This window comes from Micromonospora sp. CA-111912 (genome assembly GCF_050948415.1).
In the GTDB taxonomy this organism is placed as follows: Bacteria; Actinomycetota; Actinomycetes; order Mycobacteriales; family Micromonosporaceae; genus Micromonospora.
Genome location: NZ_CP192007.1, coordinates 1,125,116 through 1,151,762, shown reverse-complemented (window position 1 = coordinate 1,151,762; position 26,647 = coordinate 1,125,116). Strand labels below are relative to the sequence as shown.

General features: G+C 71.6%; 22 protein-coding genes. 9 read left to right on the top strand and 13 right to left on the bottom strand.

Annotated features, from left to right (window positions below; all coding sequences use genetic code 11):
- Positions 1-6: 6 nt before the first annotated feature.
- The 3 genes from ACQPZO_RS05360 to ACQPZO_RS05350 are packed head-to-tail and all read right to left on the bottom strand — an operon-like array spanning position 7 to position 5,092.
- Positions 7-4,305 carry a toxin glutamine deamidase domain-containing protein gene (locus ACQPZO_RS05360; RefSeq protein ID WP_433347574.1) on the bottom strand — a complete coding sequence of 1,433 codons (4,299 nt, stop codon included), beginning with the start codon at positions 4,303-4,305 and terminating at the stop codon, positions 7-9.
- Positions 4,306-4,322: 17 nt separating this feature from the next.
- Complete coding sequence (locus ACQPZO_RS05355) at positions 4,323-4,667, bottom strand: hypothetical protein (protein WP_433347572.1); 345 nt, start codon at positions 4,665-4,667, stop codon at positions 4,323-4,325.
- Between the two features lie 5 nt (positions 4,668-4,672).
- On the bottom strand, positions 4,673-5,092 hold the full coding sequence (locus ACQPZO_RS05350) for a YbaB/EbfC family nucleoid-associated protein (protein WP_433350813.1): 420 nt from the start codon (positions 5,090-5,092) through the stop codon (positions 4,673-4,675).
- A gap of 74 nt (positions 5,093-5,166) precedes the next feature.
- Here ACQPZO_RS05350 and ACQPZO_RS05345 point away from each other — a divergent pair, with 74 nt between their 5' ends.
- The gene (locus ACQPZO_RS05345; RefSeq protein ID WP_433347570.1) at positions 5,167-6,396 is read left to right on the top strand and encodes an SUKH-3 domain-containing protein; all 1,230 of its coding nucleotides are present in this window, start codon (positions 5,167-5,169) and stop codon (positions 6,394-6,396) included.
- A gap of 2 nt (positions 6,397-6,398) precedes the next feature.
- On the opposite strand, the gene ACQPZO_RS05340 is transcribed toward ACQPZO_RS05345, so the two are convergent.
- Entirely contained in the window at positions 6,399-7,838 is a 1,440-nt protein-coding gene (locus tag ACQPZO_RS05340) for an aldehyde dehydrogenase family protein (protein WP_433347568.1), read from the bottom strand.
- A 141-nt stretch (positions 7,839-7,979) separates the two neighbouring features.
- Between ACQPZO_RS05340 and ACQPZO_RS05335 the strand changes: the two genes are divergently transcribed.
- The 5 genes from ACQPZO_RS05335 (at position 7,980) to ACQPZO_RS05315 (ending at position 14,078) form a co-directional block, all read left to right on the top strand.
- Complete coding sequence (locus ACQPZO_RS05335; RefSeq protein ID WP_433347566.1) at positions 7,980-9,416, top strand: gamma-aminobutyraldehyde dehydrogenase; 1,437 nt, start codon at positions 7,980-7,982, stop codon at positions 9,414-9,416.
- Positions 9,417-9,420: 4 nt separating this feature from the next.
- Positions 9,421-10,692, top strand: coding sequence for a 4-aminobutyrate--2-oxoglutarate transaminase (gabT, locus tag ACQPZO_RS05330; protein WP_433347564.1), 1,272 nt, complete (start codon positions 9,421-9,423; stop codon positions 10,690-10,692).
- Between the two features lie 148 nt (positions 10,693-10,840).
- Complete coding sequence (locus ACQPZO_RS05325) at positions 10,841-12,121, top strand: GAF domain-containing protein (protein WP_433347562.1); 1,281 nt, start codon at positions 10,841-10,843, stop codon at positions 12,119-12,121.
- A 41-nt stretch (positions 12,122-12,162) separates the two neighbouring features.
- Positions 12,163-13,668: an aldehyde dehydrogenase gene (gene adh / locus ACQPZO_RS05320; RefSeq protein ID WP_433347560.1), complete on the top strand. Its 1,506-nt coding sequence runs from the start codon at positions 12,163-12,165 to the stop codon at positions 13,666-13,668.
- Positions 13,668-14,078, top strand: a complete 411-nt coding sequence (locus ACQPZO_RS05315) for a DUF779 domain-containing protein (protein ID WP_433347558.1) — start codon at positions 13,668-13,670, stop codon at positions 14,076-14,078. Before adh ends, ACQPZO_RS05315 begins: the two co-directional genes overlap by 1 nt.
- Before the next feature lie 131 nt (positions 14,079-14,209).
- Here ACQPZO_RS05315 and ACQPZO_RS05310 read toward each other — a convergent pair whose 3' ends face one another.
- On the bottom strand, positions 14,210-14,953 hold the full coding sequence (locus ACQPZO_RS05310; protein WP_433347556.1) for a DUF559 domain-containing protein: 744 nt from the start codon (positions 14,951-14,953) through the stop codon (positions 14,210-14,212).
- 433 nt (positions 14,954-15,386) lie between these two features.
- Between ACQPZO_RS05310 and ACQPZO_RS05305 the strand changes: the two genes are divergently transcribed.
- Positions 15,387-15,629, top strand: a complete 243-nt coding sequence (locus ACQPZO_RS05305) for a DUF433 domain-containing protein (RefSeq protein ID WP_433347554.1) — start codon at positions 15,387-15,389, stop codon at positions 15,627-15,629.
- Between the two features lie 140 nt (positions 15,630-15,769).
- Here ACQPZO_RS05305 and ACQPZO_RS05300 read toward each other — a convergent pair whose 3' ends face one another.
- From ACQPZO_RS05300 to ACQPZO_RS05275, 6 genes are read right to left on the bottom strand one after another with little or no spacing between them, the layout of a single operon-like run.
- Entirely contained in the window at positions 15,770-16,972 is a 1,203-nt protein-coding gene (locus ACQPZO_RS05300) for a saccharopine dehydrogenase family protein (protein WP_433347552.1), read from the bottom strand.
- Complete coding sequence (locus tag ACQPZO_RS05295; RefSeq protein ID WP_433347550.1) at positions 16,972-18,393, bottom strand: NAD(P)/FAD-dependent oxidoreductase; 1,422 nt, start codon at positions 18,391-18,393, stop codon at positions 16,972-16,974. Before ACQPZO_RS05295 ends, ACQPZO_RS05300 begins: the two co-directional genes overlap by 1 nt.
- Entirely contained in the window at positions 18,390-19,280 is an 891-nt protein-coding gene (locus tag ACQPZO_RS05290; RefSeq protein WP_433347548.1) for an ABC transporter permease, read from the bottom strand. Before ACQPZO_RS05290 ends, ACQPZO_RS05295 begins: the two co-directional genes overlap by 4 nt.
- A complete protein-coding gene (locus ACQPZO_RS05285; protein WP_433347546.1) occupies positions 19,277-20,191 on the bottom strand; it encodes an ABC transporter permease in 915 nt (304 codons plus the stop codon). Before ACQPZO_RS05285 ends, ACQPZO_RS05290 begins: the two co-directional genes overlap by 4 nt.
- A complete protein-coding gene (locus ACQPZO_RS05280; RefSeq protein ID WP_433347544.1) occupies positions 20,188-21,354 on the bottom strand; it encodes an ABC transporter ATP-binding protein in 1,167 nt (388 codons plus the stop codon). Before ACQPZO_RS05280 ends, ACQPZO_RS05285 begins: the two co-directional genes overlap by 4 nt.
- A 5-nt stretch (positions 21,355-21,359) precedes the next feature.
- The gene (locus ACQPZO_RS05275; RefSeq protein ID WP_433347542.1) at positions 21,360-22,544 is read right to left on the bottom strand and encodes an extracellular solute-binding protein; all 1,185 of its coding nucleotides are present in this window, start codon (positions 22,542-22,544) and stop codon (positions 21,360-21,362) included.
- A 210-nt stretch (positions 22,545-22,754) separates the two neighbouring features.
- On the opposite strand from ACQPZO_RS05275, the gene ACQPZO_RS05270 reads away from it, so the two are divergent.
- A complete protein-coding gene (locus ACQPZO_RS05270) occupies positions 22,755-23,267 on the top strand; it encodes an Lrp/AsnC family transcriptional regulator (protein ID WP_161687247.1) in 513 nt (170 codons plus the stop codon).
- Between the two features lie 17 nt (positions 23,268-23,284).
- Here ACQPZO_RS05270 and ACQPZO_RS05265 read toward each other — a convergent pair whose 3' ends face one another.
- Together ACQPZO_RS05265 and ACQPZO_RS05260 are read right to left on the bottom strand one after the other, a co-directional pair.
- Entirely contained in the window at positions 23,285-23,494 is a 210-nt protein-coding gene (locus ACQPZO_RS05265) for a DUF397 domain-containing protein (protein WP_433347539.1), read from the bottom strand.
- Positions 23,485-24,255, bottom strand: a complete 771-nt coding sequence (locus ACQPZO_RS05260) for a helix-turn-helix domain-containing protein (protein ID WP_433347537.1) — start codon at positions 24,253-24,255, stop codon at positions 23,485-23,487. The genes ACQPZO_RS05265 and ACQPZO_RS05260 overlap by 10 nt, the downstream gene beginning before the upstream one ends.
- 1,038 nt (positions 24,256-25,293) lie before the next feature.
- On the opposite strand from ACQPZO_RS05260, the gene ACQPZO_RS05255 reads away from it, so the two are divergent.
- Positions 25,294-26,640: an aspartate aminotransferase family protein gene (locus ACQPZO_RS05255; RefSeq protein WP_433347535.1), complete on the top strand. Its 1,347-nt coding sequence runs from the start codon at positions 25,294-25,296 to the stop codon at positions 26,638-26,640.
- Positions 26,641-26,647: the final 7 nt, after the last annotated feature.

Genomic DNA, 26,647 nt, shown 5'->3' with positions numbered 1-26,647 from the left:
GGCTTCCTATAGAGACGAAATTAGCGCGTTCCAGAACAGCTGCTGCTGGCGTTCAAGGATACCGTCAACTATCGCCCGCTCTCGCAAGTTCAACTTCCGGCCATCCTGACGGGCCAGAGACTCAAGGTCTCGCTTGACCTCGTAGAGAGAGTGCTCCCAGGCAGCCACCTCGTCCATGCTTGCCAGGTGCAGCCGAAACTCCGCAAGATGCCCGTTGGACATCCTCAGCACCAACTGGACGTCCCGATAGCCACTATTCTGTGGAGCCTGGAACCGGTCGTCGCAAGCGACGATTTGCACTCTGGGATGGTCACGCAGCCGTTCGAGGGCCTTGTAGACATCACCCAGCGAGTTGAACTCGACCTTCGCCGCAGCGAGATCGAGCAACCGCGATACGTCACCCTGGTATTTTCTTATCTTATCCTCCGCGCGTTGCCTACCTTTGGGCCTCGGACGCCAGCCCGCCGCACCGACCACCTGGTCTCCGTCATGGGCAAGGCCCTGGGCCAGCGTCACCAACTCTTCCTGCGCGGACACCGAATCCTGGTAAAGGCGTTCGAGAAACTCGGCTTGGTATTCGACATCTGCACGCCGCGTCTGGTCGAAACCTGGCTGAGCCGGATCACTGGACCCCAGATCAACACTCGCGCTGATTTCTCGCTGTTCGGCGCTCAATGGCGTGGGCCGTGGCTTTGGCGCACTCGCATCGGCCATCGAATCTAGATCGCGCCCGTTGACCTCGACCGCTACGGATTCCAGTACGCCGATCGCACGCTCATAGCTCGCAAGATGATGCAGCGTCTCTGGACGCGCGGTCAGAGACACGACCAACTCCGGCGTCTCCAACATCACCCGCGCCAGGTTCGGTTGCTGCACCAGTTGCTCTACCAGCGTCTCGGCGAGTAACGGCTCGCCGATTGATGAAACTCGCCAGGTGTCGTCCAGCATCTGACGTACCCGACGGTCCGCGAGGAGCCTGGCAACATCCTGAGCTGCCGCCTCGTCCAGTTGTGGCACGAGCCGTCGCAGGGTAACCCCGTCCAGTTCGGACGCGAGCTCCGCCGGTGTGACACCGGCGGCGAATACCTGATCGAGATCAGAGCTGGCAGCGACAACATGCTTTGGCGAGATCCCACTCGCCAACCGGTGATCCCGGGCCTCGTTACGGGCTTGGCGGAGCCTGTCGCCTTCAGAATCCGCCTCGCCCTCGCCAGACGTGGGAGGGTAGTCCTTCGGACGCCCCGATTTCTCGGGTCCCCAGGACTCCGGATCAATTGATCCTGGGCCTTCGAGCAGGTGCATCCGGTTGATGTACAGGTCGTCGTCCGACGGGTCGTCGGGGCCCGGCTGCCGCTCTCGCACGGGCGCGGGCGGCTCATCGGACGCCTCGGCCCGCTGGCTGAACGTCCCCGGCCCTGCGCCGGCCAGCGGCATGGGACGACCGTCCGGGCCGAGGATCAGGGCGTCGATTCCTGTCACGTTGTGCGGGGCCGGCCTGCTGCTGTGCGTGTAGAGCGGCATGTCCGAGACAGCACCGCTCTGCGGGTCCAGGTAGAGCACGCTCCCGTTCTGGTTGAGCGCCACCCAGGCGTGTGACCCGCCGCCCTCGTACGTGGTGATGAGGAACGCGTAGCTGCCGTGACCGCCGGCCCGCAACCGGCCCTCCACGCTGCCGAACCCCCGGCTCACCGCGCCCCACGTATCCCACGGGGAGGCTTCCTCATCGGGGTCTACGACCTTCTGGAAGCGCCCGCCGGTGGCGTCCTCCACCCGCCCCGGGCCGTCGATCTCACCGCCGAGGGGCCGGGTGATGTCCCCGGCGGCGTACCCGTCGAAGGTGCGGGGTGCGGAGACCCGAGGACGCCCGTGCATCCACGTCTCGTAGAGAGAGAGGGTGCAGTCCAGGCAGTTGATGCCCCGGGTGGGGTCGGCGGCCGGCCCGCCGTCGTTGGCCAGCCGGAACCAGCCGCCCCGCCGGGGGTCGGCGGTCCGCAGGATCCGCCCACCGGCGTCCCGGGGCACAGCCTGTTCGAGGTCCGACTGATGCAGCGCCAGCGGCGGGCGCAGCCCGCCCCACTGCCCGTAGCGGCGGGACCGGTCGATCGGCGGCGGATCGTCGTCGCCGGTCAGCGCCGAGGGGCCGTCGCCCTCCACGACGCCGACGATGAGGGAGGGGTCGTCGCTGTTGATGCGCTCGAAGTCCTCCCGGTTGTCCACCTCGACGACCTTGGGGGCGGCCCTTCCGGCGAGCACCTCCTCTGCGAGGCCCATCTGCCGGTGGTACTGGCGCTCCGCCTGCCGGCCGTCCCGGATGAACTGGTCGGCGAGGTCACGGCGGCCTGCGCGGTGCAGGCTGTACGCCTCGCGAATCAGCCAGCGCGCCTGCTCGTAGTGCTGCTCAGCCTCCTCACGAAGCTCGGCCGCACGATCGCGTCGCCGCTTGTCCTCGTACCAGGCACGCTGCCGCTGGAAGTAGTCCCGGTACCGGCGCCGGTCGAACGCCTCGCGCTCAGCAGCCCACTGCGCCGCATACCACTCGGGTGACCTCGGCCGTGGAACGGTGGGATCCGTGGGATCGGGGTGCTCCGGCGCGGGCTGCGGGGCCGATTGCGGAGCTGGACGCGGGTGCGGGTGCCCGGTCTCCAACGGGAGAAACCGTGGCGGCGGAGCCGGATCGTGTCCCGTGACCAAGCTGTTCTGCCCGATCGCTCCGAGTGGGCCGGCGGTGCCGTACGGCGACGCCGACACCACCGGCGGGAGGGTGGTCGGGTTCGCGCCGGACGCCGCCGCCGAGATCGGCGACGAAGGCTGAGTCGACGTCGCGTTCGCCAGTGGAACGGGGTTCGATCCGCCGACGGTCGACGAGCTGCCACCGACGGCTGCCGGCGGCCCTGTCTCCACGCCCCGGCTCCCGGGTTGTGCGGCGTCGGCCGGGATCGACGACAGCGTCGGGTGGCCGGGCCCTGCTGCTTCCACCGAACCGGGGCCGGACCCGGACTGCGGTGCGGAGGGCAGACCGACCGCGGGATCTACCGGGATGGCGGACATGACCGGCGTCGCCGGGAGCCCGGGGGTGTCAACCGGGGGAACGAAGGGCGCCTGCGCATGTGCGGGCGTCGTGGCGGTGGCTGGTGACTGAGCGGCAGCGACCACGCGCTCGGGCGGAGCGCCACCGTCCACAGGTTGCGGCTGGTCACCCTCCCTGCTCGTCATCCCGGCGGCGGGGAGCGGTGCACCGTCCGGCGTCGTCGGCACCGGCACGGCTCCGAGGTCCGTCGGGGCGAAGGACGCCCCGGCGAGGGCGGCCATCCGGTGGTGCAGCGCCGCGTCGGTCTGGCCGGTGGCCGATCCGGTGACGCCCGACGCCGCCGCCCGCGCCGCGTCCTCCAGGGACATCGGGCCCTGGCCGGTGGCCAGGCGGGCCGCCTGTTCGGCGATCATCTCACCGGTCATCTCGCGGCCGAAGTGCTCGCCGACGCGCGCCGCCCGCCCGGTCGCGTGTCGGCCGAGACCGGCCAGCGGCGCCACCGCCCCGCCCGCCAGGCCGCCGAGCGCGGACATTCCCGCGTCCGCCAGGTCCAGGCCGTGCCGGCGGCCGGTCGTGTTCTGGTACGCCTGCGTGGCGAGCGTGACCCCGGCCTCCTCGGCCGCCTCCGCCAGCCCGCCGAGCGCCGCCTTCCGGGCCAGCCCCCGCACGCCGCCCTCGGCCACCCGCTTGGCGGCGCGTTCCCCGGCCTCCTTCAGGCCCTGCTTGAGGGTCTTGCGGGCCAGTTGGGCCATCAGCCGCTTGAAGATCTGCTGCACGACGAACCGGCTCGCGGTGATCGCGGCGCCGGCGGCGGGCGAGGCGGCGCCTGCGGTAAGCACCGCCGCCACGGCCACCGAGAGCAGCTCGACGACGAGAATGCCCAGCTCGATCCAGACCTCGAGTTTCGCCCCCTCGATGTCGCAGCCGCACTCCTCGACCAGCCGGCCGAGGTCGACGCTGACGGCCAGCAGGACCGGCAGCGGGGCCTCGTCGCCGTCGGCCACCCGCCGCCAGGCGGCGTCGAACGCCTCCGCGACCGCCCCGATGCCGCCGTACCCGCTGCGCACCTCGCCGGCGGCGGCGACCGCGTCGTCGCGCGGCCCCGCCAGGGCCTCGGCCACGCCGTACCACTGGTCGGCGAGGTCCCAGACCGCCCGCTCGTCGCCCTCCGGCCACTCCACGCCGATCACCCAGTCGAGGGCCTCGTAGACCCAGCCGGGCAGCTCCCACGGCGAGTAGTCGAGGGGGTGCGGGATCGGGCTCGGCAGCAGGCTCACGGCGGTCCTCGGGGTCGTCAGCGCCCGGCGGGCCGCTGGTCGGAGATCCGGTCGAGCCGTCCGGCACTTCGGGCGTCCGTCGTCACCTCGTTGTCCACGGACCGCACGACGTCGTCGCCCAGGTTCTCGATGGCGCGCCCGACGCCCGCCCAGGCGCGCAGCAGGGTGTCCTCGAACCCGCGGTACTGCTTCTCGAAGGCCGCGCCGATGCCGTCCCGGCCCCAGGGGCGGGCCGCGCTGGCCGCCGCGATCCGGCCGCCCACCTGCGCGCGCCGGGCGGCCACCGCCTCGCCGGCCGAGGTCAGGTCGGCGCCGCCGCGACGCGCGCGGCCCGGGTCCAGCCAGAGCTGCCCATCGGCCATGCCGCTCACTCCCCGCGCCGCATGACGGCGTCGACCCGGCCCAGCAGGGACCCGAAGTCGCCGGTACGGAGGAAGTCCACCGAGCCCGATCCGGCCGGCAGGTAGCCGGCGACCAACTCCTGTGTGGCGGCGACCGCGGCGGCGGTGGCCCGGTGCACCGTCGTGGTGATCTTCCGGCTCAGCGCCTTGGCATCTCGGTCCTGGAACACGGAGGGGTGCACATCCACCGAGACGAGTTCGCCCCGGGCTCCGGCGACGACGGTCACCTGCCCGTCGTCGGAGCGTTCGGTGACCCGGAGGTGCGCGAGTCGGCTCTGGAGTTCGTCCAGTCCCGAGCGGAGCTGTCGGTACTGGCCGTGCACCTCGTCGAACCGGGCCCGCAGTGCCCGGTTGGCGTCCCGGTCCACGCTCTCGGCCAACGCCACCCTCCTCGTCACCGTAGGTAGGCCAGAACATACCGGGTGCCACGGAATCCGTGGGGTCCGGTAACTTCAACCGGGTGATCGACCATCAGCAGGCCGAGCAACTCGCCGCCGTCTGGGCCCACCGGGACTCCCAACGCCTCGGGCACGAGTGCGCCCCGCTGGTCGAGGAATTCGACCTCGGTTACCTGATCACATCCACTGTGGCCCAGACCGCCGCCGTGCCTCCCGGCGACCTGCCGACCATGGTGGTGGACAAGGAGACCGGCGAGGTCTCGACCTGGCCCCGCCTGCCCTTCCCCGCCGTGCGGGAGATGTACCGGCGCAGCCGGCCGGAGCTGCCCGCGCCGCGCACGGTGGACCCGGCGAGCCAACTCCTCCGCGAGGTGCGCCGCCTGCCGACGCCGGGTGCCGTCGCGCACCTGACCGTCGAGGGTCGTCTATACACGGCGCAGGGCGCCAAGGGCGACGTCGCCCTTCGGCACCACCCGCTGGTCCGGGCCTACCTCGACGAGTTGCCTCCGGGCCATCTGGCGCGGGGCGGAGACCGACACGCGGAAGTGATCGTCGTGTCCGACCTGCTGCACGCGTACGACCACCGCCGCGCCGCCGAGGGCGGGGGGCCGATGACCATGGCGGACGCCTACTCCCTTCTCGAGACCTGCCGGCTCGAGGTGCACCGGGTGCGCGAGCCCGGGGACCCGGCGGGGGGCGCGGCCGAGCGGCCCTGCGACTCGTGCGTGAACTTCCTGGTGCACTTCCACGCACTCGACTGGTCCGATCTCGCCTACACGCGGGAGTGGCGGCCGGAGTCGCAGGCGCCGATCCACCCTGGCCGTTTCCCCGCCGAGGTCGCCGACTCGCTGATGGACGGCGGGTGGGAGGACGCGATGTTCAACCCGGTTCTCGCGGCCGGGGCCATCGAGGACACGTGCGAGGTGGCCGGTCAGCTGCACCGGCACGAACCCTTCCCGGCGGCGAGGGCCGCCCTCACCGCGTTCCCGGCCGTCCCATCCTTCCGTCGTGGCCCCGGGCAGGAGGTGTGGATCAGCTGGTTCAACACCAATCCGACGCGAGCGGCGCACTCGGCGGACACCCTCGCCGACTTCGGCGCGGTCCTCGGCAGGCGGCTGTTTCCCCTCGGCGCGGAGGGCCAGGACAGCATCATCGCCATCGACGAGCGGGGCCGGGTGTTCGTGCTGGACCAGGCCGGCGAGTGGTTCCTCGGCGACGACATCGACGCCGCCCTCACCACCCTGCTGCTCGGCCGCGCCCCCGCCCGGGTACGCGACGACGGCACCTGGTAGCGCTACAACTGCACGCCGGTCAGCACCATGACGCGAGCGTCGGTGTAGTCGTCCATCGCGCTGCGCAGGCCCTCGCGGCCGACGCCGCTGCCCTTCACTCCCCCGTACGGCATCTGGTCGGCCCGGTACGACGGCACGTCGCCCACGATCACCCCGCCCACCTCCAGCGCCCGGTGGGCGGCGAAGGCCACATCGAGGCGGTGGGTGAACACGCCCGCCTGGAGGCCGTACGGCGAGTCGTTGACGGCGGCGAACGCCGCGGCGTCGTTCTCCACCCGGGCGACCACCAGGACCGGCCCGAACACCTCCTCGGCGTGCACCTTCGCATGGGCCGGCACCCCGGACAGCACGGTCGGCGGGTAGGTCGCGCCGTCGCGCCGGCCGCCCACCTCGATGGTCGCCCCGGCCACCACCGCCTCGTCGACCCACGCCTCGACCCGCTCGGCCGCCGCGACGGAGACCAGCGGCCCGACGTCGGTCAGCTCGTCGGACGGGTCTCCCGTCCGCAGCGCCTGCACCGACGCGACCAGCCTGGGCAGGAAGGCGTCGTAGAGCCACTCGTGCACGTACACCCGCTGCACGGCGATGCACGACTGCCCGGCCTGGTAGTTGGAGAACGTGGCGATCCGGTGCGCGGCGAAGGTCAGGTCCTCGTCGGTGTTCCAGTCCTCGCAGATGACGGCCGCCGCGTTGCCGCCCAGCTCAAGGGTGACGTGCTTGTCGGGCACGGACCGGCGGACGGCCGCGCCGACGGGCCCGGAGCCGGTGAACGACACCACCGGCAGCCTCGGGTCGGCGACCAGCTCGGCGGCCCGCTCGTTGGGCAGCGGCAGCACCGAGAACATCCCCTCGGGCAGCTCCGTCTCGGCGAGGATCTCGCCGAGCAGCAGCGCCGACAGCGGGGTGGCCGGGGCGGGCTTCACCACGATGGGCGCGCCGACCGCGATGGCCGGGGCGACCTTGTGCGCGACCAGGTTGAGCGGGAAGTTGAACGGCGCGATGCCGAGCACCGGCCCCTTCGGCACCCGCCGGACCAGGGCGATCCGCCCGGTGGCCGTCGGGTCTGTGTCGAGGCGTTGCAGTTCGCCGGAGAACCGCCGGGCCTCCTCGGCCGCCCAGCGGAACGTCGATACCGCGCGTCCCACCTCGGCCCGCGCCCACCTGACCGGCTTGCCGTTCTCGGCGGTGATCAGCGCGGCGGCCTCCTCGGCCCGCTCGGCGAGCCGGCGCGACACGTGGTCCAGGGCCGCCGCGCGGACGTGTGCGGGCAGGGCCGCGGCCTCCGCCGCCACCCCGGCCGCAGCCGCGACGGCGGCCTCGACCTGGTCGGGCGTGGCGAGGGTGGTACGCCCCACCGCGCGCCCGTCGTACGGGTGGGTGACGGTCAGCTCGCCCTCGCCGTGTGCGGGGCGGCCGGCGACGAAGAAGGCTCTCGGCTCCACACCTCGGCAGCCTAGACCACGCGCACTCGCACGGAAACAGTCGCTCAAACCCTTGTCTGCCGCGAATTCGGTAGCCAAGATGGCAGTCAGATTCCGATAACCTCCGCGTCCGCACCCTCGGCCATCCCCCGGAGACACCTGATGAGCGATCAGCAGAAGCTGCGCAACTTCGTCAACGGCGCGTACGTCGACCCGGTCGACGGCGGGTACGCCGACCTGATCGACCCGTGCACGGGCGAGGTCTTCGCCCAGTCGCCGGTCTCCGGCGCGGCGGACGTGGACGCGGCCATGGGGGCGGCCTCCGCCGCGTTCGAGACGTGGCGGGACACCACCCCGGGGGAACGGCAGAGGGCGCTGCTCAGGCTCGCCGACGCGGTGGAGGCTCGGGCGGCCGAGCTGGTCGACGCGGAGGTCCGCAACACCGGCAAGCCCCGCCAACTCACTGCCGAGGAGGAACTGCCCCCGGCGGTGGACCAGTTCCGCTTCTTCGCCGGCGCGGCCCGGCTGCTGGAGGGCCGTTCCGCCGGGGAGTACCTGGCCGGGCACACCTCGTACGTGCGGCGCGAGCCGATCGGCGTGTGCGCCCAGGTGACCCCGTGGAACTACCCGCTGATGATGGCGGTCTGGAAGATCGCCCCGGCGCTCGCGGCGGGCAACACGGTGGTGTTGAAGCCGTCCGACACCACGCCGGTGTCGACGCTGCTGCTCGCCGAGATCGCCGCTGAGTTCTTCCCGCCCGGGGTGTTCAACGTGGTCTGTGGCGACCGGGACACCGGTCGTACCCTCGTGTCGCACCCGATTCCGCAGCTCGTGTCGATCACGGGCTCGACCCGGGCGGGCATGGAGGTCGCCGCCGCCGCCGCGCCGGACCTGAAGCGGACCCACCTGGAGCTGGGCGGCAAGGCCCCGGTGGTGCTCTTCGACGACGCGGACGTGGCCGCGGCGGCCGAGGCGATCGCGATGGGCGGCTACTTCAACGCCGGCCAGGACTGCACGGCCGCGACCCGGGTGCTCGCCGGCCCCGGCATCCACGACGACTTCGTGGCCGCGCTCGCCGAGCAGGCCCGCAACACGAGGACCGGCCCCCCGGACGACGCCGACGTGCTGTACGGCCCGCTGAACAACGCCAACCAGCTCGCCCGGGTGAGCGGCTTCGTCGACCGGCTGCCGGACCACGCGGCGATCCGGGCCGGCGGCTCCCGGCAGGGCGAGCGCGGCTACTTCTACGCGCCGACCGTGGTTTCCGGGCTGCGCCAGGCCGACGAGATCATCCAGGACGAGGTGTTCGGGCCGGTCATCACCGTGCAGCGCTTCTCCGACGAGGACGAGGCGGTGCGCTGGGCCAACGGCGTCGACTACGGCCTGTCGGCGTCGGTCTGGACGCGCGACCACGGCCGGGCGATGCGGATGACCCGCCGGCTCGACTTCGGCTGCGTCTGGGTGAACACCCACATCCCGTTCGTCTCGGAGATGCCGCACGGCGGCTTCAAGCACTCCGGGCACGGCAAGGACCTCTCGGTGTACAGCCTGGAGGACTACACCCGGATCAAGCACGTCATGCACAACATCGAGGGCTGACCCCATGACTTCCTCGGAGGAGCTGCACAAACGGCGCGGTGCGGCGGTGGCCCGGGGCGTCGGCAGCGTCGTCGGCGCGTACGTGGACCGGGCGGGCGGCGGCACGATCACCGACGTCGACGGGCGGGAGTGGATCGACTTCGCCGCCGGCATCGCGGTCACCAACGTCGGCAACTCCGCGCCCCGGGTGGTCGAGGCGGTGAAGGCGCAGGTCGAGCGGTTCACCCACACCTGCTTCATGGTCGCGCCGTACGAGTCGTACGTGGCCGTCTGCGAGCAGCTCAACGCGCTCACCCCCGGCACGTTCGAGAAACGCTCGGCGCTGTTCAACTCGGGCGCCGAGGCGGTGGAGAACGCGGTGAAGGTCGCCCGGCACGCCACCGGGCGTCCCGCAGTGGTGGTGTTCGACCACGCGTACCACGGCCGGACCAACCTGACCATGGCGCTGACCGCGAAGAACATGCCGTACAAGCACCGGTTCGGGCCGTTCGCCGGCGAGGTCTACCGGGTGCCGATGTCGTACCCGCTGCGGGACGGGGGGCTGTCCGGGGCGGAGGCCGCCGCCCGGGCGATCGAGACGGTGGAGAAGCAGGTCGGCGCGGAGAACGTCGCCGCGCTGCTGATCGAGCCGATCCAGGGCGAGGGGGGCTTCGTCGTACCGGCGCCGGGGTTCCTGCCGGCGTTGCGCGAGTGGGCGACGGCGGCCGGGGTGGTCTTCGTGGCCGACGAGATCCAGACCGGGTTCTGCCGCACCGGGGACTGGTTCGCCTGCGACCACGAGGACGTCGTCCCGGACCTGGTCACCCTGGCCAAGGGCATCGCCGGCGGTCTGCCGCTGGCGGCGGTGACCGGCCGGGCCGAGCTGATGGACGCGGTGCACGTGGGCGGCCTGGGCGGCACGTACGGCGGCAACCCGATCGCCTGCGCGGCGGCGCTGGCGACGATCGAGACCATGCACGAGCTGGACCTGGCCGCCACCGCCCGCCGGATCGGGGCGACGATGGACGAGCGGCTGTGCGCCATCGCCGCCGGCGATCCGCGGATCGCCGAGGTACGCGGCCGGGGCGCGATGCTCGCCGTGGAACTGGTCCGACCCGGCACCCTGGTCCCGGACCCGGCCGCCGCGGCGGCGGTCGCGGCGGCCTGCCACGCCGCCGGCCTGCTGGTGCTGACCTGCGGCACGTACGGCAACGTGCTGCGCCTGCTGCCCCCGCTGGTCATCTCCGACGCGGAGCTGGCCCGGGGCCTGGACATTCTCGACAACGCCTTCGGCTGACGGGCCCGCCGCCCGGACGACACCACCCGTGGGCCCGCACCCGGCAGCCATCGGGCCTACGGGCGCATCGCCCGGACGAAACCCGACCGGCAACCGGTGTTGGCGATCGGTGGTGAGCTACGTCACGATGGTCGCGAGGAGGTCACCGATGGCTGACCCGTGGCTCGCCCTGGAGTTCGGCGCCGATCCGGCGGAGCGGATCGCGCAGGTCGGCGCCGCCCACGAGGCGTTCCTCGCGGGAACCGAGCCGGGCCGGGTGCGGGAGGTGGTCCGCCGGTCCTGGCAGCGCTCGGCGCTGGTCGACCCCGAGGTCGCCCCGCCGGTCGAGCTGACCGACGACGCGCTGGAGGGCTATCGGGCGGCCCACCCGCTGGCCCGGGTGCTGCCGCTGTTCCGGGACCTGCTCGGCGGGATCGCCCTGGACGGCGCGCACCTGATGGCGGTCTGCGACGCGCACGGGCGGCTGCTCTGGGTGGAGGGGCATCCCGGGGTGCTCCGGCACGCCGAGCGGATGAACTTCGTGCCCGGCGCCCGCTGGGACGAGGCGCACGCCGGCACCAACGCCCCCGGCACCGCCCTGGCCTGCGACCACAGCGTGCAGATCTTCGCCACCGAGCACTTCAGCCGGCGCGTGCAGCGCTGGACCTGCGCCGCCGCCCCGATCCACGACCCGGCCACCGGGCGGCTGCTCGGCGCGGTCGACATCACCGGCGGCGACCACCTCGCCCACCCGCAGAGCCTCGCCCTGGTCCGGGCCACCGCCCGGGCCGCCGAGGCCCAGCTCGCCGCCGCCCGCCCGGCCGAGCCGGACACGGTCACCGTGCGCGCGCTGGGCCGCGACGAGGCGGAGGTGCGCGTCGGCGGGCGGACCGTCCGGCTCGGCCGCCGACACAGCGAGCTGCTGGTGCTGCTGCTCGACCATCCCGAGGGGCGCACCGGCGAGCAGCTCGGGCTCGACCTGTACGGCGACGACCGGCTGCACCCGGTCACCCTGCGCGCCGAGCTGTCCCGGCTGCGCCGGGCGCTGGGGGCGGAGCTGCTCGGCTCCCGCCCGTACCGGCTGCGCGCCCGGGTGCGGGCGGACTTCCGGACCGTCACCGAGCTGCTGGAACGCGGTGAGGTGGCGGGGGCGCTCGACGCGTACCCCGGGTCGTTGCTGCCCTCCTCCGACGCGCCGGGGGTCGCGCGGCTGCGCCGGCTGGTCGACGGGCAGTTGCGCGCCGCCGTGCTGGCCGGCGGCGACCCGGCGGCGCTCGCGGCCTGGACCGCGACGCCAGCCGGCACCGACGACCTGGCCGGCTGGCAGGCCCTGGCGCGGGCGCTGCCGCCCGGTGCACCCCGCCGGCCCCTCGCGCTGGCCCGCGCCCGCCAGCTCGGCATCGAGTACGACCTCCCGCGCGCAACGTCGCTGCAACGTCGGTGTAACTAACGTCGCCGCCGTCACCCCGAGCACCGACGGCGGAGGTACCGATGACGCGCTACGACGCGCCCACCCACTGGCAGTCCCGCTACGACCACTTCATCGGCGGCGAGTACGTCAAGCCGCACGGCGGCCAGTACTTCGAGAATTCCACCCCGATCACGGGCCAGACGTTCTGCGAGGTGGCCCGCGGCACCGCCGAGGACGTCGAACGCGCCCTCGACGCCGCCCACGGCGCCGCCGACGCCTGGGGCCGCACCCCGGTCGCCGAGCGGGCGCTGATCCTCAACCGGATCGCCGACCGGATGCAGGAGAACCTGGAGTCCCTCGCGGTCGCCGAGACCTGGGAGAACGGCAAGCCGGTACGGGAGACCCTGGCCGCCGACATTCCGCTCGCCATCGACCACTTCCGGTACTTCGCAGGGGCGATCCGGGCCCAGGAGGGCAGCCTCGGCGAGCTGGACGACGACACCGTGGCCTACCACTTCCACGAGCCGCTCGGCGTGGTCGGGCAGATCATCCCGTGGAACTTCCCGATCCTGATGGCCGTGTGGAAGCTCGCCCCGGCCCTCGCCGCCGGCAACGCCGTGGTGCTCAAGCCCGCCGAGCAGACCCCGGCGTCCATCCATTACCTGATCTCGCTGATCGCCGACCTGCTCCCGCCCGGCGTGGTCAACGTCGTCAACGGCTTCGGCGTCGAGGCGGGCAAGCCGCTGGCCTCCTCGCCCCGGGTGGCGAAGGTGGCGTTCACCGGCGAGACCACCACCGGGCGGCTGATCATGCAGTACGCCAGCGAGAACATCAAGCCGGTCACCCTGGAGCTGGGCGGCAAGAGCCCGAACATCTTCTTCGACGACGTGAGCGCGGCGTCCGACGACTTCCTGGACAAGGCCCTCGAAGGGTTCACCATGTTCGCCCTCAACTCCGGCGAGGTCTGCACCTGCCCGTCGAGGGCGCTGATCCAGCAGGGCCACTACGCCGACTTCCTCGCCGCGGCGGTGGACCGCACCCGGGCGGTACGCCAGGGTCACCCGCTGGACACCGACACGATGATCGGCGCGCAGGCGTCCAACGACCAGTTGGAGAAAATCCTGTCCTATCTGGACATCGGCCGCCAGGAGGGCGCGCGCGTGCTCACCGGCGGCGAGCGCGCCGACCTCGGCGGGGAGCTGTCCGGCGGGTACTACGTGCAGCCGACCATCTTCGAAGGCGACAACGCGATGCGGATCTTCCAGGAGGAGATCTTCGGCCCGGTCGTCTCGGTGACCTCCTTCGCCGACCTCGACGACGCCGTGAAGATCGCCAACGACACCCTGTACGGGCTCGGGGCCGGCGTCTGGACCCGGGACATGAACACCGCGTACCGGGCCGGACGCGCGATCCAGGCCGGTCGGGTCTGGACGAACTGCTATCACGCGTACCCGGCGCACGCCGCGTTCGGCGGGTACAAGCAGTCCGGCATCGGCCGGGAGAACCACAAGATGATGCTGGAGCACTACCAGCAGACGAAGAACCTGCTGGTCAGCTACTCCCCCAAGAAGCTCGGCTTCTTCTGATGGCCGATCCGGTCGGCACCGGCGAGCGTTTCCCGCCCGACCCGGGCGGTGCGGCGTCGCCCGTCTCCCTCACCCCCGCGGCGGCCGAGCTGATCCGGTCGCTGCGGGGGCGGCACGGGCCGCTGATGTTCCACCAGTCCGGCGGCTGCTGCGACGGCAGCGCCCCGATGTGCTACCCGGCGGGCGAGTTCCGCACCGGCGGCTCCGACGTGCTGCTCGCCTCGTTGGTGATCGACGGCGTCCCCGAGCCCGTCGGGTTCTGGATCTCGAAATCCCAGTGGCAGCTCTGGAAGCACACCAGGCTCACGGTCGATGTGGTCCCGGGCCGGGGCAGCGGCTTCAGCCTGGAGGCCCCCGACGGCGTGAGATTCCTGATCCGCTCCCACCTCGTACCCAACAGCCCTCCCTGACCACCCACCCACACTTTCACCCTCTCCCTCCCGCGATCTTGCAGTTGCGGCCCCTGAAATGCCCGCTTCACGAAAGTTGTCGGGGCCGCTGGTGCAAGATCGCGGGGACGCGGGGACGCGGGGAGGGTGGGTCAGCTACATAGGGCTGTGCGGACCGTCGCGACGATGTGGGCAGGGCGGCGGTAGAGGTCGCGGTCCGTAAAGTAGCGCATCGTCCAGCCCTCGGCATCCAGCCAGTTGGCGCGGTCCCGGTCATGTCGCAGTCGATCACGATCGAGGTGGGACAGACCGTCGTACTCGATGCCAACCTGCCGCTCGCGGTATCCCAGGTCGAGCCGGTATCGCGCCACCCCGTCCCCGTCCAGCACCCAGATTTGCGGCTCCGGCGCCGGCAGGCCGCCGTCGATCAGCACCAACCGCAGCTGGCTCTCCTGTCGGCACTCGGACCGCCCGTCGGCCAACAACGCCAGTGAGCGCGCCTGGCGCACACCCCGTAGCCCTCGATGGACCAGGGCTTCCACGACCAACTCATCCCGGCACACCGCGCCGGACCGAACCGCGGCGTCGAGCACCGGGAGAGCGTCCAGTCGCCGCACCGTCCTCGCCAGGTCCACCGCGCATCTGGCAGCCGGCACACAGGGCAGCCCGTCCACCATGACCGGCTCCGCCGGCAGGGCCGAGTGGTGGACCAACAGACCAGGAAGGCGCGGCTTGGGGACTTCGGGCGGCAACTGCACATGAACGGCACCTTCGAGCAGAACACCGAAACCATGCATTCGGGCGGCAGTCTGCCGGGCCAGCATCGTCTCGGGCGGCAGGCACATCAACAGGGCTTGTAGCGAATCGCGATCATCGACAGAGCGATTCGCGTACACCCCTCGCCGCACCCGGACAACCCGCCCGTTCGCTACACCGACCCGGAGCCGCTTCCGCGTGGTGGCTTGGAGCAGCGACGCGGTACGCCAAAGTTGAGTCCCCATGCAGGCAGACTGCCCAGAACCACACCCCAGCCGCTGCACCCACCCCGCGCCCTGTGGAAAACCAACCCTCCTGTGGAAAACCCCACCCTGCCCCGCCCCTCCCCCTTGCCTCCCGCGATCTTGCAGTTACGGCCCCAAATATGACCGATTTACTACATTTGACCGGGCCTCAAGCGCAAGATCGCGGAGGAAGGTGGGTGACGCTACCGTCGGCCCAGTCGACATCGCTGTCGATCGACACGCAGCCGCCGTAGTTCGGATCGCCACCTCCCTGATCGGCTGGCGCGGGGAACAGCGGTGATCCATCGGCCAGCCGTAGAGTCCAGCCATGGCTTCAAAGCGGATCACCGTCGACCCCGGGCGGATGGGCGGGCTGCCCTGTATCCGGGACACTCGGGTCACCGCCACCGCCGTACTCGGCCAGCTCGCGGCCGGGCGCAGCATCGACGACGTGCTGGGCGGCTACCCGCACCTCGAACGCGCGGACGTGCTCTCCGCACTGGAATTCGCTGCGACGGCCATCTCGGAACAGGAACTGCCGATCCGGCCCAGAGCCGCACGGAGCTGTTGATCGCCAACCTGCCGTCGGTTCTCGACGACCTCCGCATCGGGGCGGTCGTCAGCTTCGCCAGAGGCCGTCTACGGGTGAGGCGACTGCCGCTCCGCCATCGGTGATGTCCGGGTGGTCGTACGGCTGGCGACTGCGGCTGGTCATCGTTCCTGTATCGCCCAGGGCGAGCCGTAGCCGGTGAGCAGGTCGAGGAACGGGCGCGGGGGCAGCGCCTCCGGGCCGAGCACGCCGGTGCCGGACCACGCGCCGGTGGCGAGCAGTTCCAGGGCGACGACCGGGTTGACGGCGGTCTGCCAGACGACGGCCTGGTGGCCGTACTCACGCATGGACCACTCGTTGTCGACGACGTGGTAGAGGTAGACCTCGCGGGGCTCGCCCGACTTCGACAGGCCCCGGACCCAGGTGCCGGCGCAGGTCTTGCCGCGCATCTTCGCCCCGAGGGTGGCCGGGTCGGGCAGGCAGGCGGCCACCACGTCGCGCGGGGACATCGGCACGCCGCGCACGGTGACCGGTTCGGTGGAGTCCAGGCCGAGCTTGTGCAGGGTGCGCAGGACCTCGATGAACTCCTCGCCGAGGCCGTACTTGAAGGTGACCCGCCGCGCGTCGACCCAGCGCGGGATGAGCAGCACCTCCTCGTGCTCGACGTTGACGCACTCCACCGGGCCGATCCCCTCGGGGAAGTGGAACACCTCGGGCTCGCTGAATGGCTCGGTGGTGTACCAGCCCCGATCCCTCTCCCAGATCACCGGCGGGTTCAGGCACTCCTCGATCGTCGTCCAGATGGAGAAGGACGGGGCGAAGGCGTGGCCCTCCACGGTCAGGTTCGCGCCGTCGCGTACCCCGATCTCGTCGATCTCGCCGAACAGCTCGTCGGCGGCGTACCGGGCGAAGATGTCGGAAAGGCCCGGCTCGACGCCGATGCCGCACAGCGCGAGCCGGCCCGCCCCGGCCCACCGGTCGGCGGCGGCGAACTGGTCGTCGCCGAGCTTCACGCCGGTCTGGGCGTGCGGGCGCTTCGGGTGCGGGTGGGACAGGGACATCGCCATGTCGAGGTAGTCGGCGCCGGCCGCGTACGCGCCGTCGAAGATCGGCATGACGAAGCGCGGGTCGACGGCGTTGAGCACGTGGGTGATCCGGTGCTCGCGGCACAGCGCGGCCACCGCGTCGGCGCGGGAGGCGTCGACGGTCGCGGCGACGAAGCGGTCCCCGTGGCCGTCGACCGCGCGGGCGGCGCGGGCGGGGTCGGCGTCGGCGACGACCATGGTGTCGAAGAATGTTCGGCGGGCGGCGATGGCGACGGCGGCGGAGCCGACACCGCCGGCGCCGACGAGCAGGATGCGCATCAGGTATCGAACCCCAAACCAAGACGATCGAGCGTACGGAGCCAGAGGTTGCGCCGGCCGTCGCGCGCGTCGGCGCGGGCCAGCGACCAGCGGGTGAGGTGGATGCCGGCGGCCCGGACGGGCTCCGGCGGGAACGGCAGCGGCTTGCCCCGGACCATGTCGAGCCGGGTCAGCGGGGTGTCCCCGCCGGCCAGCAGGTCGAGCATCACCCGCGCGCCGAACCGGGTGGCCCCGACGCCGAGGCCGGTGTAGCCGGCGGCGTACGCGAGCCGCCCGTCGTACGCGGTGCCGAAGAACGGGCAGAACCGGGTGCAGGTGTCGATGACGCCGCCCCAGCGGTGACTGAAGCGCACGTCGGCGAGCTGCGGGAACGTGGTGAAGAAGTGCTCGGCGAGGGCGGTGAAGGTGGCCGGCCGCTGCTCCAGCTCGGGGGCGACCCGGTTGCCGTGGTGGTAGACCGCGTCGTAGCCGCCGAACAGGATCCGCCCGTCGCCGGTGATCCGGTAGTAGTGGAACTGGTTGCCGGTGTCGGCGAGCCCCTGCCGGTTGCGCCAGCCGATCGCGTCCCGCTGGGCCGGGCTCAACGGCTCGGTCATCAGGGCGTAGTCGTAGACGGGGACGAGCCAGGCGCGCAGCCGGCGCAGCAGCGGCGGGAACGCGTTGGTGGCGAGGACGACCCGCCGGGCGCGGACGACGCCGGGGGCCCGCCCGGTTCCGCCGAGGGTGGCGGCGCGCAGGGCGGGGCCGTCGCCGCGCAGGCCGGTGACCCGGGTGTGCTCGTGGATGCGCACGCCGAGGTCGAGGCAGGCCCGGCGCAGCCCCCAGGCCAGCCGCGCCGGGTCGAGCATCGCCACCCGGTCGCGGTCCCACAGCCCGCCGAGGTACGTCGGCGAGTCGACCTCGGCGCGCACCTCGTCGCGGTCGAGCAGCCGCGTGTCGTGGCCGTACCGGCGGGCCAGTTCCACATCCTCGGCGAGCCCGGCGAGCTGGTACGGCTCGACGGCCACCGCCAGTTCGCCGGTGCGCTCGAAGTCGCAGTCGATGCCGTACGCGTCGACGGTGGCGGCGATGTCGGCCAGGTTCTCCCGGCCGAGGCGTTCCAGCTCGGCGATCTCGCGGGGGAAACGGTCCGCCCCGTTGGCCAGCCCGTGGGTGAGCGAGGCGGCGCAGAACCCGCCGTTGCGCCCGGACGCCGCCCAGCCGCAGGTGCCGGCCTCGACGAGCAGCACGTCCCGCTCGGGGTCGGCCTGCTTGGCCAGCAGGGCCGCCCACAGCCCGCTGTACCCGCCGCCGATCACCAGCAGGTCGGCGGCGTGGGCGTCGGTCAGGGGCGGCAGCGGGTCGGGGCGTTCCGGCCGGTCGAGCCAGTACGGCACGGGTGCCGCGTCGGCGAGCGCCCGGCCGGTATGCGGGAGGATCATGACGGATTCTTCGCCCGGCCGCCGGCTGCCGGGGCGACCGGCAGGCCGGGGGCCGGGGTGACCGGGCGGCCTGCTGTCGGGGCGATCGGGAGGGCTGCCCGGCGGGACCGTCGGCCGCGCAGCGAGGTGAGCCCGACGAGCAGCAGCGCGATCACGAACATCGCCGTGCCGATGACGTTGACCTGCGGCGGGATGCCCCGCTGGGCGGCACCCCAGACGTACATCGGGAACGTGACGGTGGTGCCCGCGTTGAAGTTCGTGATGATGAAGTCGTCGAAGCTGAGGGAGAACGCCAGCAGCGCGGCGGCCACGATTCCGGGGAGCACCAGCGGCAGGGTGACCAGGCGGAACGTCTGCCACGGGCCGGCGTACAGGTCCGCTGCGGCCTCCTCCAGCCGCCGGTCCATCCCGGCGAGCCGCGCCTTGACCGTCACCACCACGAACGACACGCAGAACATGACGTGCGCGATGACGACGGTCCAGAAGCCCTGCGGCACGCCGGCGGAGACGAACAGGGCCAGCAGCGAGGTGCCCATCACCAGCTCGGGGGTGGCCATCGGCAGGAAGATCAGCAGGTTGATCCCGGACCGGCCGGTGAACCGGTGCCGCACCAGCGCGAACGCCATCAGCGTGCCGAGCGCGGTGGCGACGACGGTGGAGATGAAGCCGATCTGCACGCTGCGCAGCACGGCGTCGCACATGTCGGAGGTGGCGCAGGGCTGCCGCCAGTTGTCGAGGGTGAACTCGTTGAAGTCGTAGGACAGGCGGCTGGACGGGCGGTTGAACGACAGGGCGGCGACCACGGCGATCGGCAGGGCCAGGTAGCCGAGCACCAGCAGGGCCACGCCCATCACCCAGCGGTCGGCCAGCCAACGGGAAAACCTCATAGCACTTCCTCCGTGCCGGCTCGGCGCAGGTAGCCGAAGACCACCGCGAGGATCGCCGCCATCAGCAGGAACGACAGCGCCGCGCCCTGCGGGTAGTCCAGCCGGACCAGGAACGCCGAGTCGATGACGTTGCCGATCATGTACTCGTTGGGGGTGCCGAGCAGCTCCGCGTTGATGTAGTCGCCGGTGGCCGGGATGAAGAACAGCAGCGTGCCGGCGATCAGGCCGGGCATCGACAGCGGCAGGGTGACCCGGCGGAACGTCTGCACCGGGCTCGCGTACAGGTCGCCGGCCGCCTCCAGCAGCCGGTGGTCGAGCCGCTCCAGGCTCGCGTACAGCGGCAGCACCAGGAAGGGCAGGAAGTTGTACGTCAGCCCGAGGATCACCGCGATCGGCGTGGCCAGCAGCCGGCCGTCGGGGCCGAGCAGGTGCACGTCGCGCAGCAGCCCGACCAGAGCGCCGTTGTCGGACAGGATCGTCTTCCAGGCCAGGGTGCGCACCAGGAAGCTGGTGAACATCGGGGCGACCACGCAGACCAGCAACAGGTTCTTCCACCGGCCGGCCTTCTGCGCGATCGCGTACGCCAGCGGGTAGCCCATCAGCAGGGCCAGCACCAGGGCGATCCCGGCGTACCCGAAGGAGCGGGCGAACTGCGGCCAGTACGCCTGCAACACGTCCGGGTAGTTGCCGAACGCCCAGGTCAGCGCGTACCCGGTGGAGAGCGAGCCGCTGGGGTCGTACAGGCTCGCAACGGCGAGCTGGAACAGCGGCACGGCGAAGAACAGCAGCAGCCAGGCCGCGCCGGGCAGGAGCAGCAGGTACGGCAGCAGCCGGTGCCGCCCGCGCCGGGCCGGCTGCGGGGGCCCAGCCGGTCGCCCCGTCGACGTGGGTACGTGGGCCAGCGCCGTCACGAGGACGCACCCACCGGCTCGTCGAGCAGGCCGGCGGTGCGGTCGTCCTGACCCGGCTCCCGGGGCAGCAGGAACGCGTGCCGGGGGTCCCAGTGCGCCACCACGGACGCGCCGACCGGCAGCCGGCCGCCGAGCCCGCTGTTCGCCGCGAACGCGGACAGCTCGCCGCCCCAGCCGGTGCGTACCAGGTACTGGGTGCTGACCCCGACGTACGAGGCGTCGGTGACCACGCCGGTGACGTGCTGGTGGCCGGCGGGAACCTGATCGGCGGAGTCCGCCAGGTGCAGCTTCTCGGGGCGTACCCCCAGGTAGACCGTGCCCCGGTCGGCGCGGGCGCGGTCGGCGGGCACGGAGAAGCCGGCACCGTGGGCGGTGACGGGCACCTCGGACCCGGCGGGACCGGCTGCCTCGGCGGCGAGCAGGTTGGACTGGCCGAGGAAGTTCGCCACGAACGCGGTGGCCGGGTACTCGTAGATGTCGGCCGGAGCGCCGAGCTGCTCGATCCGCCCCGCGTTCATCACCGCGACGGTGTCGGCCATGGTCATGGCCTCCTCCTGGTCGTGGGTGACGTGCACGAAGGTGATCCCGACCTCGGTCTGGATGCGCTTCAGCTCGATCTGCATCTGCCGGCGCAGCTTCAGGTCGAGCGCGCCGAGCGGCTCGTCGAGCAGCAGCACCTGGGGCCGGTTGATCAGCGCGCGGGCCAGCGCGACCCGCTGCTGCTGCCCGCCGGAGAGCTGGGCCGGGCGGCGGTGGCCGAAGTCGTCGAGTTGCACCAGCGCGAGCATCCGCATGACCTCGTCGCCGACGGAGCGGATGCCGCGCCGACGCAGCCCGAACGCCACGTTCTCGAAGATGTTGAGGTGCGGGAAGAGCGCGTAGCTCTGGAACACGGTGTTGACCGGCCGCTTGTACGGGCGCAGCCGCGCGATGTCCCGGTCACCGAGCAGCACCTGCCCGCTCGTCGGCTGCTCCAGGCCGGCGATCATGCGCAGGGTGGTGGTCTTGCCGCAGCCGGACGCCCCGAGCAGGGCGAAGAACGAGCCCTGGCCGATGGTGAGGCCGAGGTCGTCGACCGCGGTGAAGATGCCGAACCTCTTGGTCAGGTTGACCAGCCGCAGGTCGCCGGCCGGCGCGTCGCGTCCCGTCGTCTTCGCGCTCATCCCCGTCACGCGCCGATGACCTGCTGGAACTTGCCCTCGTACTCCCTCTCCTGCTTCTCGTCCAGCGCCATGAACACCTTGGACTTCGCAAGCAGGGTGTCGTCCGGGAAGACCAGCGGGTTGGCGGCCAGCTCCGGGTCGATCTTCTCCATCTCGGCCTGCGCGCCCTTGACCGGGCAGATGTAGTTGACGTACGCGGCCAGCTTCGCGGCGACCGCCGGCTGGTAGTAGTAGTTGATCAGCTCTTCGGCGTTCGCCCGGTGGGTGGCCTTGTTCGGCACCATCATGTTGTCGCTGAACAGCATCACGCCGGAGTCCGGCGCCACGAACTTGATCTTCTCGTTCTCGCCGGACAGCTGGATGATGTCGCCGGACCAGCCGACGCACGCGGCGATGTCACCCTTGGCCAGGTCGGGGGCGTAGTCGTTGCCGGTGAACTTGCGGATCTGCCCCGAGTCGACGGCCTTCTTGAGCTTGTTCAGCGCGTCGTCGAACTGGGCGGCGGTGAAGTTCGCCGAGTCGTGGCCGTTCGACTGGAGCAGCAGGCCCATCGTGTCGCGCATCTCGGACAGCGCGGTGACCTTCCCCTTGAGGTCGGGGCGGGTCAGCAGCTCGTCGACCGTACGGATCTCCTTGGTGACGCCGCCGTTGTAGGCGAGGCCGGCGAGGCCGGACTGCCACGGGATGGAGATCCGGTTCTCCGGGTCGAAGGAGCGGTTGAGCAGCGACGGCAGCAGGTTGGCCGTCACGTTGGGAATCTTGGCCGGGTCGAGCTTCTGGATCCAGCCGAGCCGGATCATCCGGGCGGCCATCCAGTCGGTCAGCACGATGATGTCCCGCCCGGTGCCCTGACAGGCGGCGAGCTGGTTCTGCACCTTGCCGAAGAACTCGTTGTTGTCGTTGATGTCCTCGGTGTAGGTCACCTGGACGCCGCTGGAGGCGACGAACGCGTCCAGGCTGGGCCGCTTCGACTCGTTCTTGTCGTCGACGTCCATGTACTGCGGCCAGTTCGAGAACGCCAGCTTCTTCTCCGTGCCGGAGAGGTCTTCACTGACGCAGCCGGCCTCGGTCTGCTGGGCGCCCTTGGTGCCGCAGCCGGCGAGCGCGCCCGCCGTGGCGAGCATCGTGGCGGATCCGAGGGTGCCGGTGAGCAGACCACGCCGGGTGAGGGGCCGGAGGGGAGTTCGCATGTGACGACTCCTAGGGGGTCATCGCCGGCGGGCGGGACGGGGGATGGCCCGACGGCGGGAGGGTCTTCAGGCGATGGACGACTGATCCTGACATGAGCTGACCTGCCTCACAAGGGATTCCGTTGCCGCGATAGCGATGCACCACGAATTACGCCAGACTGCGCCGGGGCACTACGATTCCGTGGAGGAAGCGGACATGGGGAGCGGACGATGACCATCCGGCAGCAGGAGAGCGGCAACGGCGGGCGACGCGTCGCCGTCCGCGGGGGTGCCAGTCACGCTCTGTTGGACGACGTCGCCAAGCAGATCATCGAGCAGCTCCAGGAGGACGGCCGCCGGCCGTACGCGACGATCGGCAAGGCGGTCGGCCTGTCCGAGGCGGCGGTGCGCCAGCGGGTGCAGCGACTGCTCGACGCCGGGGTGATGCAGATCGTCGCGGTGACCGACCCACTCCAACTCGGCTTCCCCCGCCAGGCCATGATCGGCCTGCGCACCGACGGCGACCTGGAGGCGGTGGCCGACCGGCTCGCCGAGTTCGAGGAGGTCGACTACGTGGTGATCACCGCCGGGTCGTTCGACCTGCTCGCCGAGGTGGTCTGCCGCAACGACGCCCACCTGCTGGAGATCCTGCAACGGCTGCGCGCCGTCGAGGGCGTGCTCGCCACCGAGGCCTTCGTCTACCTCAAGCTCCGCAAGCAGACCTACAGCTGGGGTACGGCCTGAGCCCCCCGGCCGCCCGGTCAGGCGGTCGGCGGGCGGCGGGCAAGGTCCACAAAGGCCCGCCAGGCGGCCGGGGCGAAGCTGAGGGTCCCGCCGTCGCGGTCCTTGCTGTCGCGCACCAGCACCCGCCCGGCCAGGTTGTCGGCCACCTCGACGCAGTCCCCGCCGTTGTTGCTGCTACGGGTCGCGGTGCGCCAACGGGCAGCCGTCAGCGAGTCGGTCAGCTCCATGTCGTCGCCACCTCCCTGATCAGCTCGATCGACCGGCGATGGGGCAGCGCCTCGCCGGTGACGCTCTCCCACCTGCGTCCCAGGCTAGCAACGTCGACCGGGTCGCTCACGACCTGACCGCGAAGCTGGTTGTCGATATATGCGAACTCCGTCCCGTCGGGCAAACGGGCGAGAACGAACGGCCCGGCCAGCCCGGTGTGCCACGGGTTCTCGGCGGGGATCACCCGAACCTGCACGTGCTCCCGCTCGGCCATCGACACGAGGTGGGCGAGCTGGCCGGCTATCACCATCCGGTCGCCGACCACCCGGCGCAGCACCACCTCGTCGATCACCGCCACGAGCTGCGGTGGGGCCTCGGCGGACAGGATCGCCTGCCGGTCGAGCCGGCCGGCCACGATCCGCTCCACCTCGGCCGCCGGCAGCAGCCCGCCGGTGCTCAGCACGGCCCGGGCGTACCCCTCGGTCTGGAGCAGCCCCGGCACCAACAACGGCTGGTACGACCGGAGCGAGGTGGCGTCCTGCTCCAACTCGGCCCATGCCCGGAACCACGGCAGGTCCCGGCGGCGGAACGGCTCCGGCCATAGCTCGGCAACCTCCTTGCCGAGCAGGCCGGCGACCGCGAACCGGGTCCTGGGGTGGGGAGTCCGCCCGTCCGCCAGCCACCGGGCGGCCGTCTTCGGGTCGACACGGACCTTCTCCGCCAGCGACTCGGCCGTCTCCCCCACGGCGGCCATCGCCACCCGCAGCACCTCGTTGCCCATCAGACCTCCTGTCATGGGTACGCGTCGTGGGCACCATAGCGACGCTCCGTATCCATGTCGGCCCGAAACGGCAAGTCGCGGTAGGACCTGTTTCGCGCATCCGACATGCGCCCGAACCGCCCGACAAAGGCCCTGGCAATGCCCAGCCCAGCCGGCCCAACTCAGCCAGCTCAGCCCATCGGAACGGCCCTCCCACATTCGACCCGTCCGGCGGGCCACAGCGACGACGGCGGGTTGACGAAATCCTGTTCGACGAGCATCGGGAGTCCCCTACGGGCCCTTTGGAGCTGCCCCGTTGGCGCTACCGCCAGCGCGGCGCGAAAAGCCCTCCGCCCCGATCCCGCCCCGACCCCGCATCGAACTCCTCGGCTCGGCGAGTCGCACCGGGCACCGGGCACCGGGCACCGGGCACCGGGCACCGGGCACCGGGCACCGGGCACCGGGCAGGATGCCACCGTGCAGCGGCCGGTAGCGCCAACGGGGCAACTCCACAAGGCGACGAACCACCCTGCCCACCGTGGCACCACCGCCCAGCAGCGGTAGCGCAAACGGGGCAGCTCCATAGGGCACTGGCGACCTCGTGCACCGCGCCAGGGACCACCGTCGGTCAGAAGCGGCAGCGCCAGCCAAGAGCAGCAGCGCCAACGAGGCAATGCCGCAGGGCAGCGACGACCGCGCCGACCCCGCAAGGGTCCCGCCCATTCGAGGCAGGCGCAGCGTGGCGTCGCGGACGGCTCCCGAGGGGCCGCGCGATTCCCCGCTATCCCCGATCAAGCCGACGGAACCCGCGGAACCGACGGAACCGACGGAACCGACGACGGGAGCGTTGGCACCAGGGGCCGGGGTGGCCGGTGGGAATCCGAGCGCCAGTTCATGATGCGGATTCCGTTGCACATGGCGTAACCACTCGCTGATTCCGTTGCTGTAGGCCTTTAGTGCCACCGATCCCACTTGCTTTACCGGTCAGGGCTGTGGGATAACCGTGGGCAGAGCGGCCGGTGCCACCCCTGACCGGCCCCGAGACCTGATGGGGCTGACATGGCCAACGCGACCGACCACCTCTGGATGCACTTCACCCGGATGGCCAGCTACTCCGCCGGCGAGGTGCCGACGATCGTTCGCGGCGAGGGCGCGTACGTGTGGGACTCCCAGGGCCGCCGCTACCTCGACGGGCTCGCCGGGCTCTTCGTCGTCCAGGCCGGGCACGGCCGCACCGAGCTGGCCGAGGCCGCCGCCAAACAGGCCGGCGAGCTGGCGTACTTCCCGCTCTGGTCGTACGCCCACCCGAGGGCCGTCGAGCTGGCCGAGAAGATCGCCTCGCTGACCCCCGGCGACCTGAACCGGGTCTTCTTCACCACCGGCGGCTCCGAGGCCGTCGAGGCGGCGTGGAAGCTGGCCCGGGCGTACTTCAAGCGCACCGGCAAGCCGAACAAGCACAAGGTGGTCAGCCGGTACATCGCGTACCACGGCACGTCGATGGGCGCGCTGTCGATCACCGGCCTGCCCGGCATCAAGAGCGACTTCGAGCCACTGGTGCCCGGCGGGATCAAGGTGCCGAACACCAACTTCTACCGGGCGCCGGAGCACGGCGACTCGCCGGAGGCGTTCGGCCGCTGGGCCGCCGAGGAAATCCGCCGGGCGATCGAGCGGGAGGGGCCGGACACGGTCGCGGCGGTCTTCCTGGAGCCGGTGCAGAACTCCGGCGGCTGTTTCCCGCCACCGCCCGGGTACTTCGAGCGGGTCCGTCAGATCTGCGACGAGTACGACGTGCTGCTCGTCTCCGACGAGGTGATCTGCTCGTGGGGCCGACTCGGCGAGTACTTCGGCGCCGTCCGCTACGGCTTCCAGCCGGACATCATCACCACCGCCAAGGGCATCACCTCCGGGTACGCCCCCCTCGGCGCGATGATCGCCAGCGACCGGCTGATGGAGCCGTTCCTCACCGAGACCGGCATGTTCGCCCACGGGGTGACCTTCGGGGGACACCCGGTCTCCTGCGCCGTGGCCCTGGCCAACCTGGAGGTGTTCGCCCGGGAGGACCTGCTCGGGCACGTCCGGGCCAACGAGGACGCCTTCCGGGCCACCCTGGAGAAGCTGCACGACCTGCCGATTGTCGGCGACGTGCGGGGGGACGGGTACTTCTACGGCATCGAGCTGGTCAAGGACAAGACGACCCGGGAGACGTTCGACGAGGCCGAGTCGGAGCGGCTGCTGCGCGGCTTCCTGTCCACCGCACTGTTCCAGGCCGGGCTGTACTGCCGGGCCGACGACCGGGGCGACCCCGTGGTGCAGCTCGCTCCGCCGCTGATCGCCGAGCAGCAGCAGTTCGACGAGATGGAGCAGATCCTGCGCGCGGTGCTGACCGAGGCGTGGGCACGGCTGTAGCGGTCGG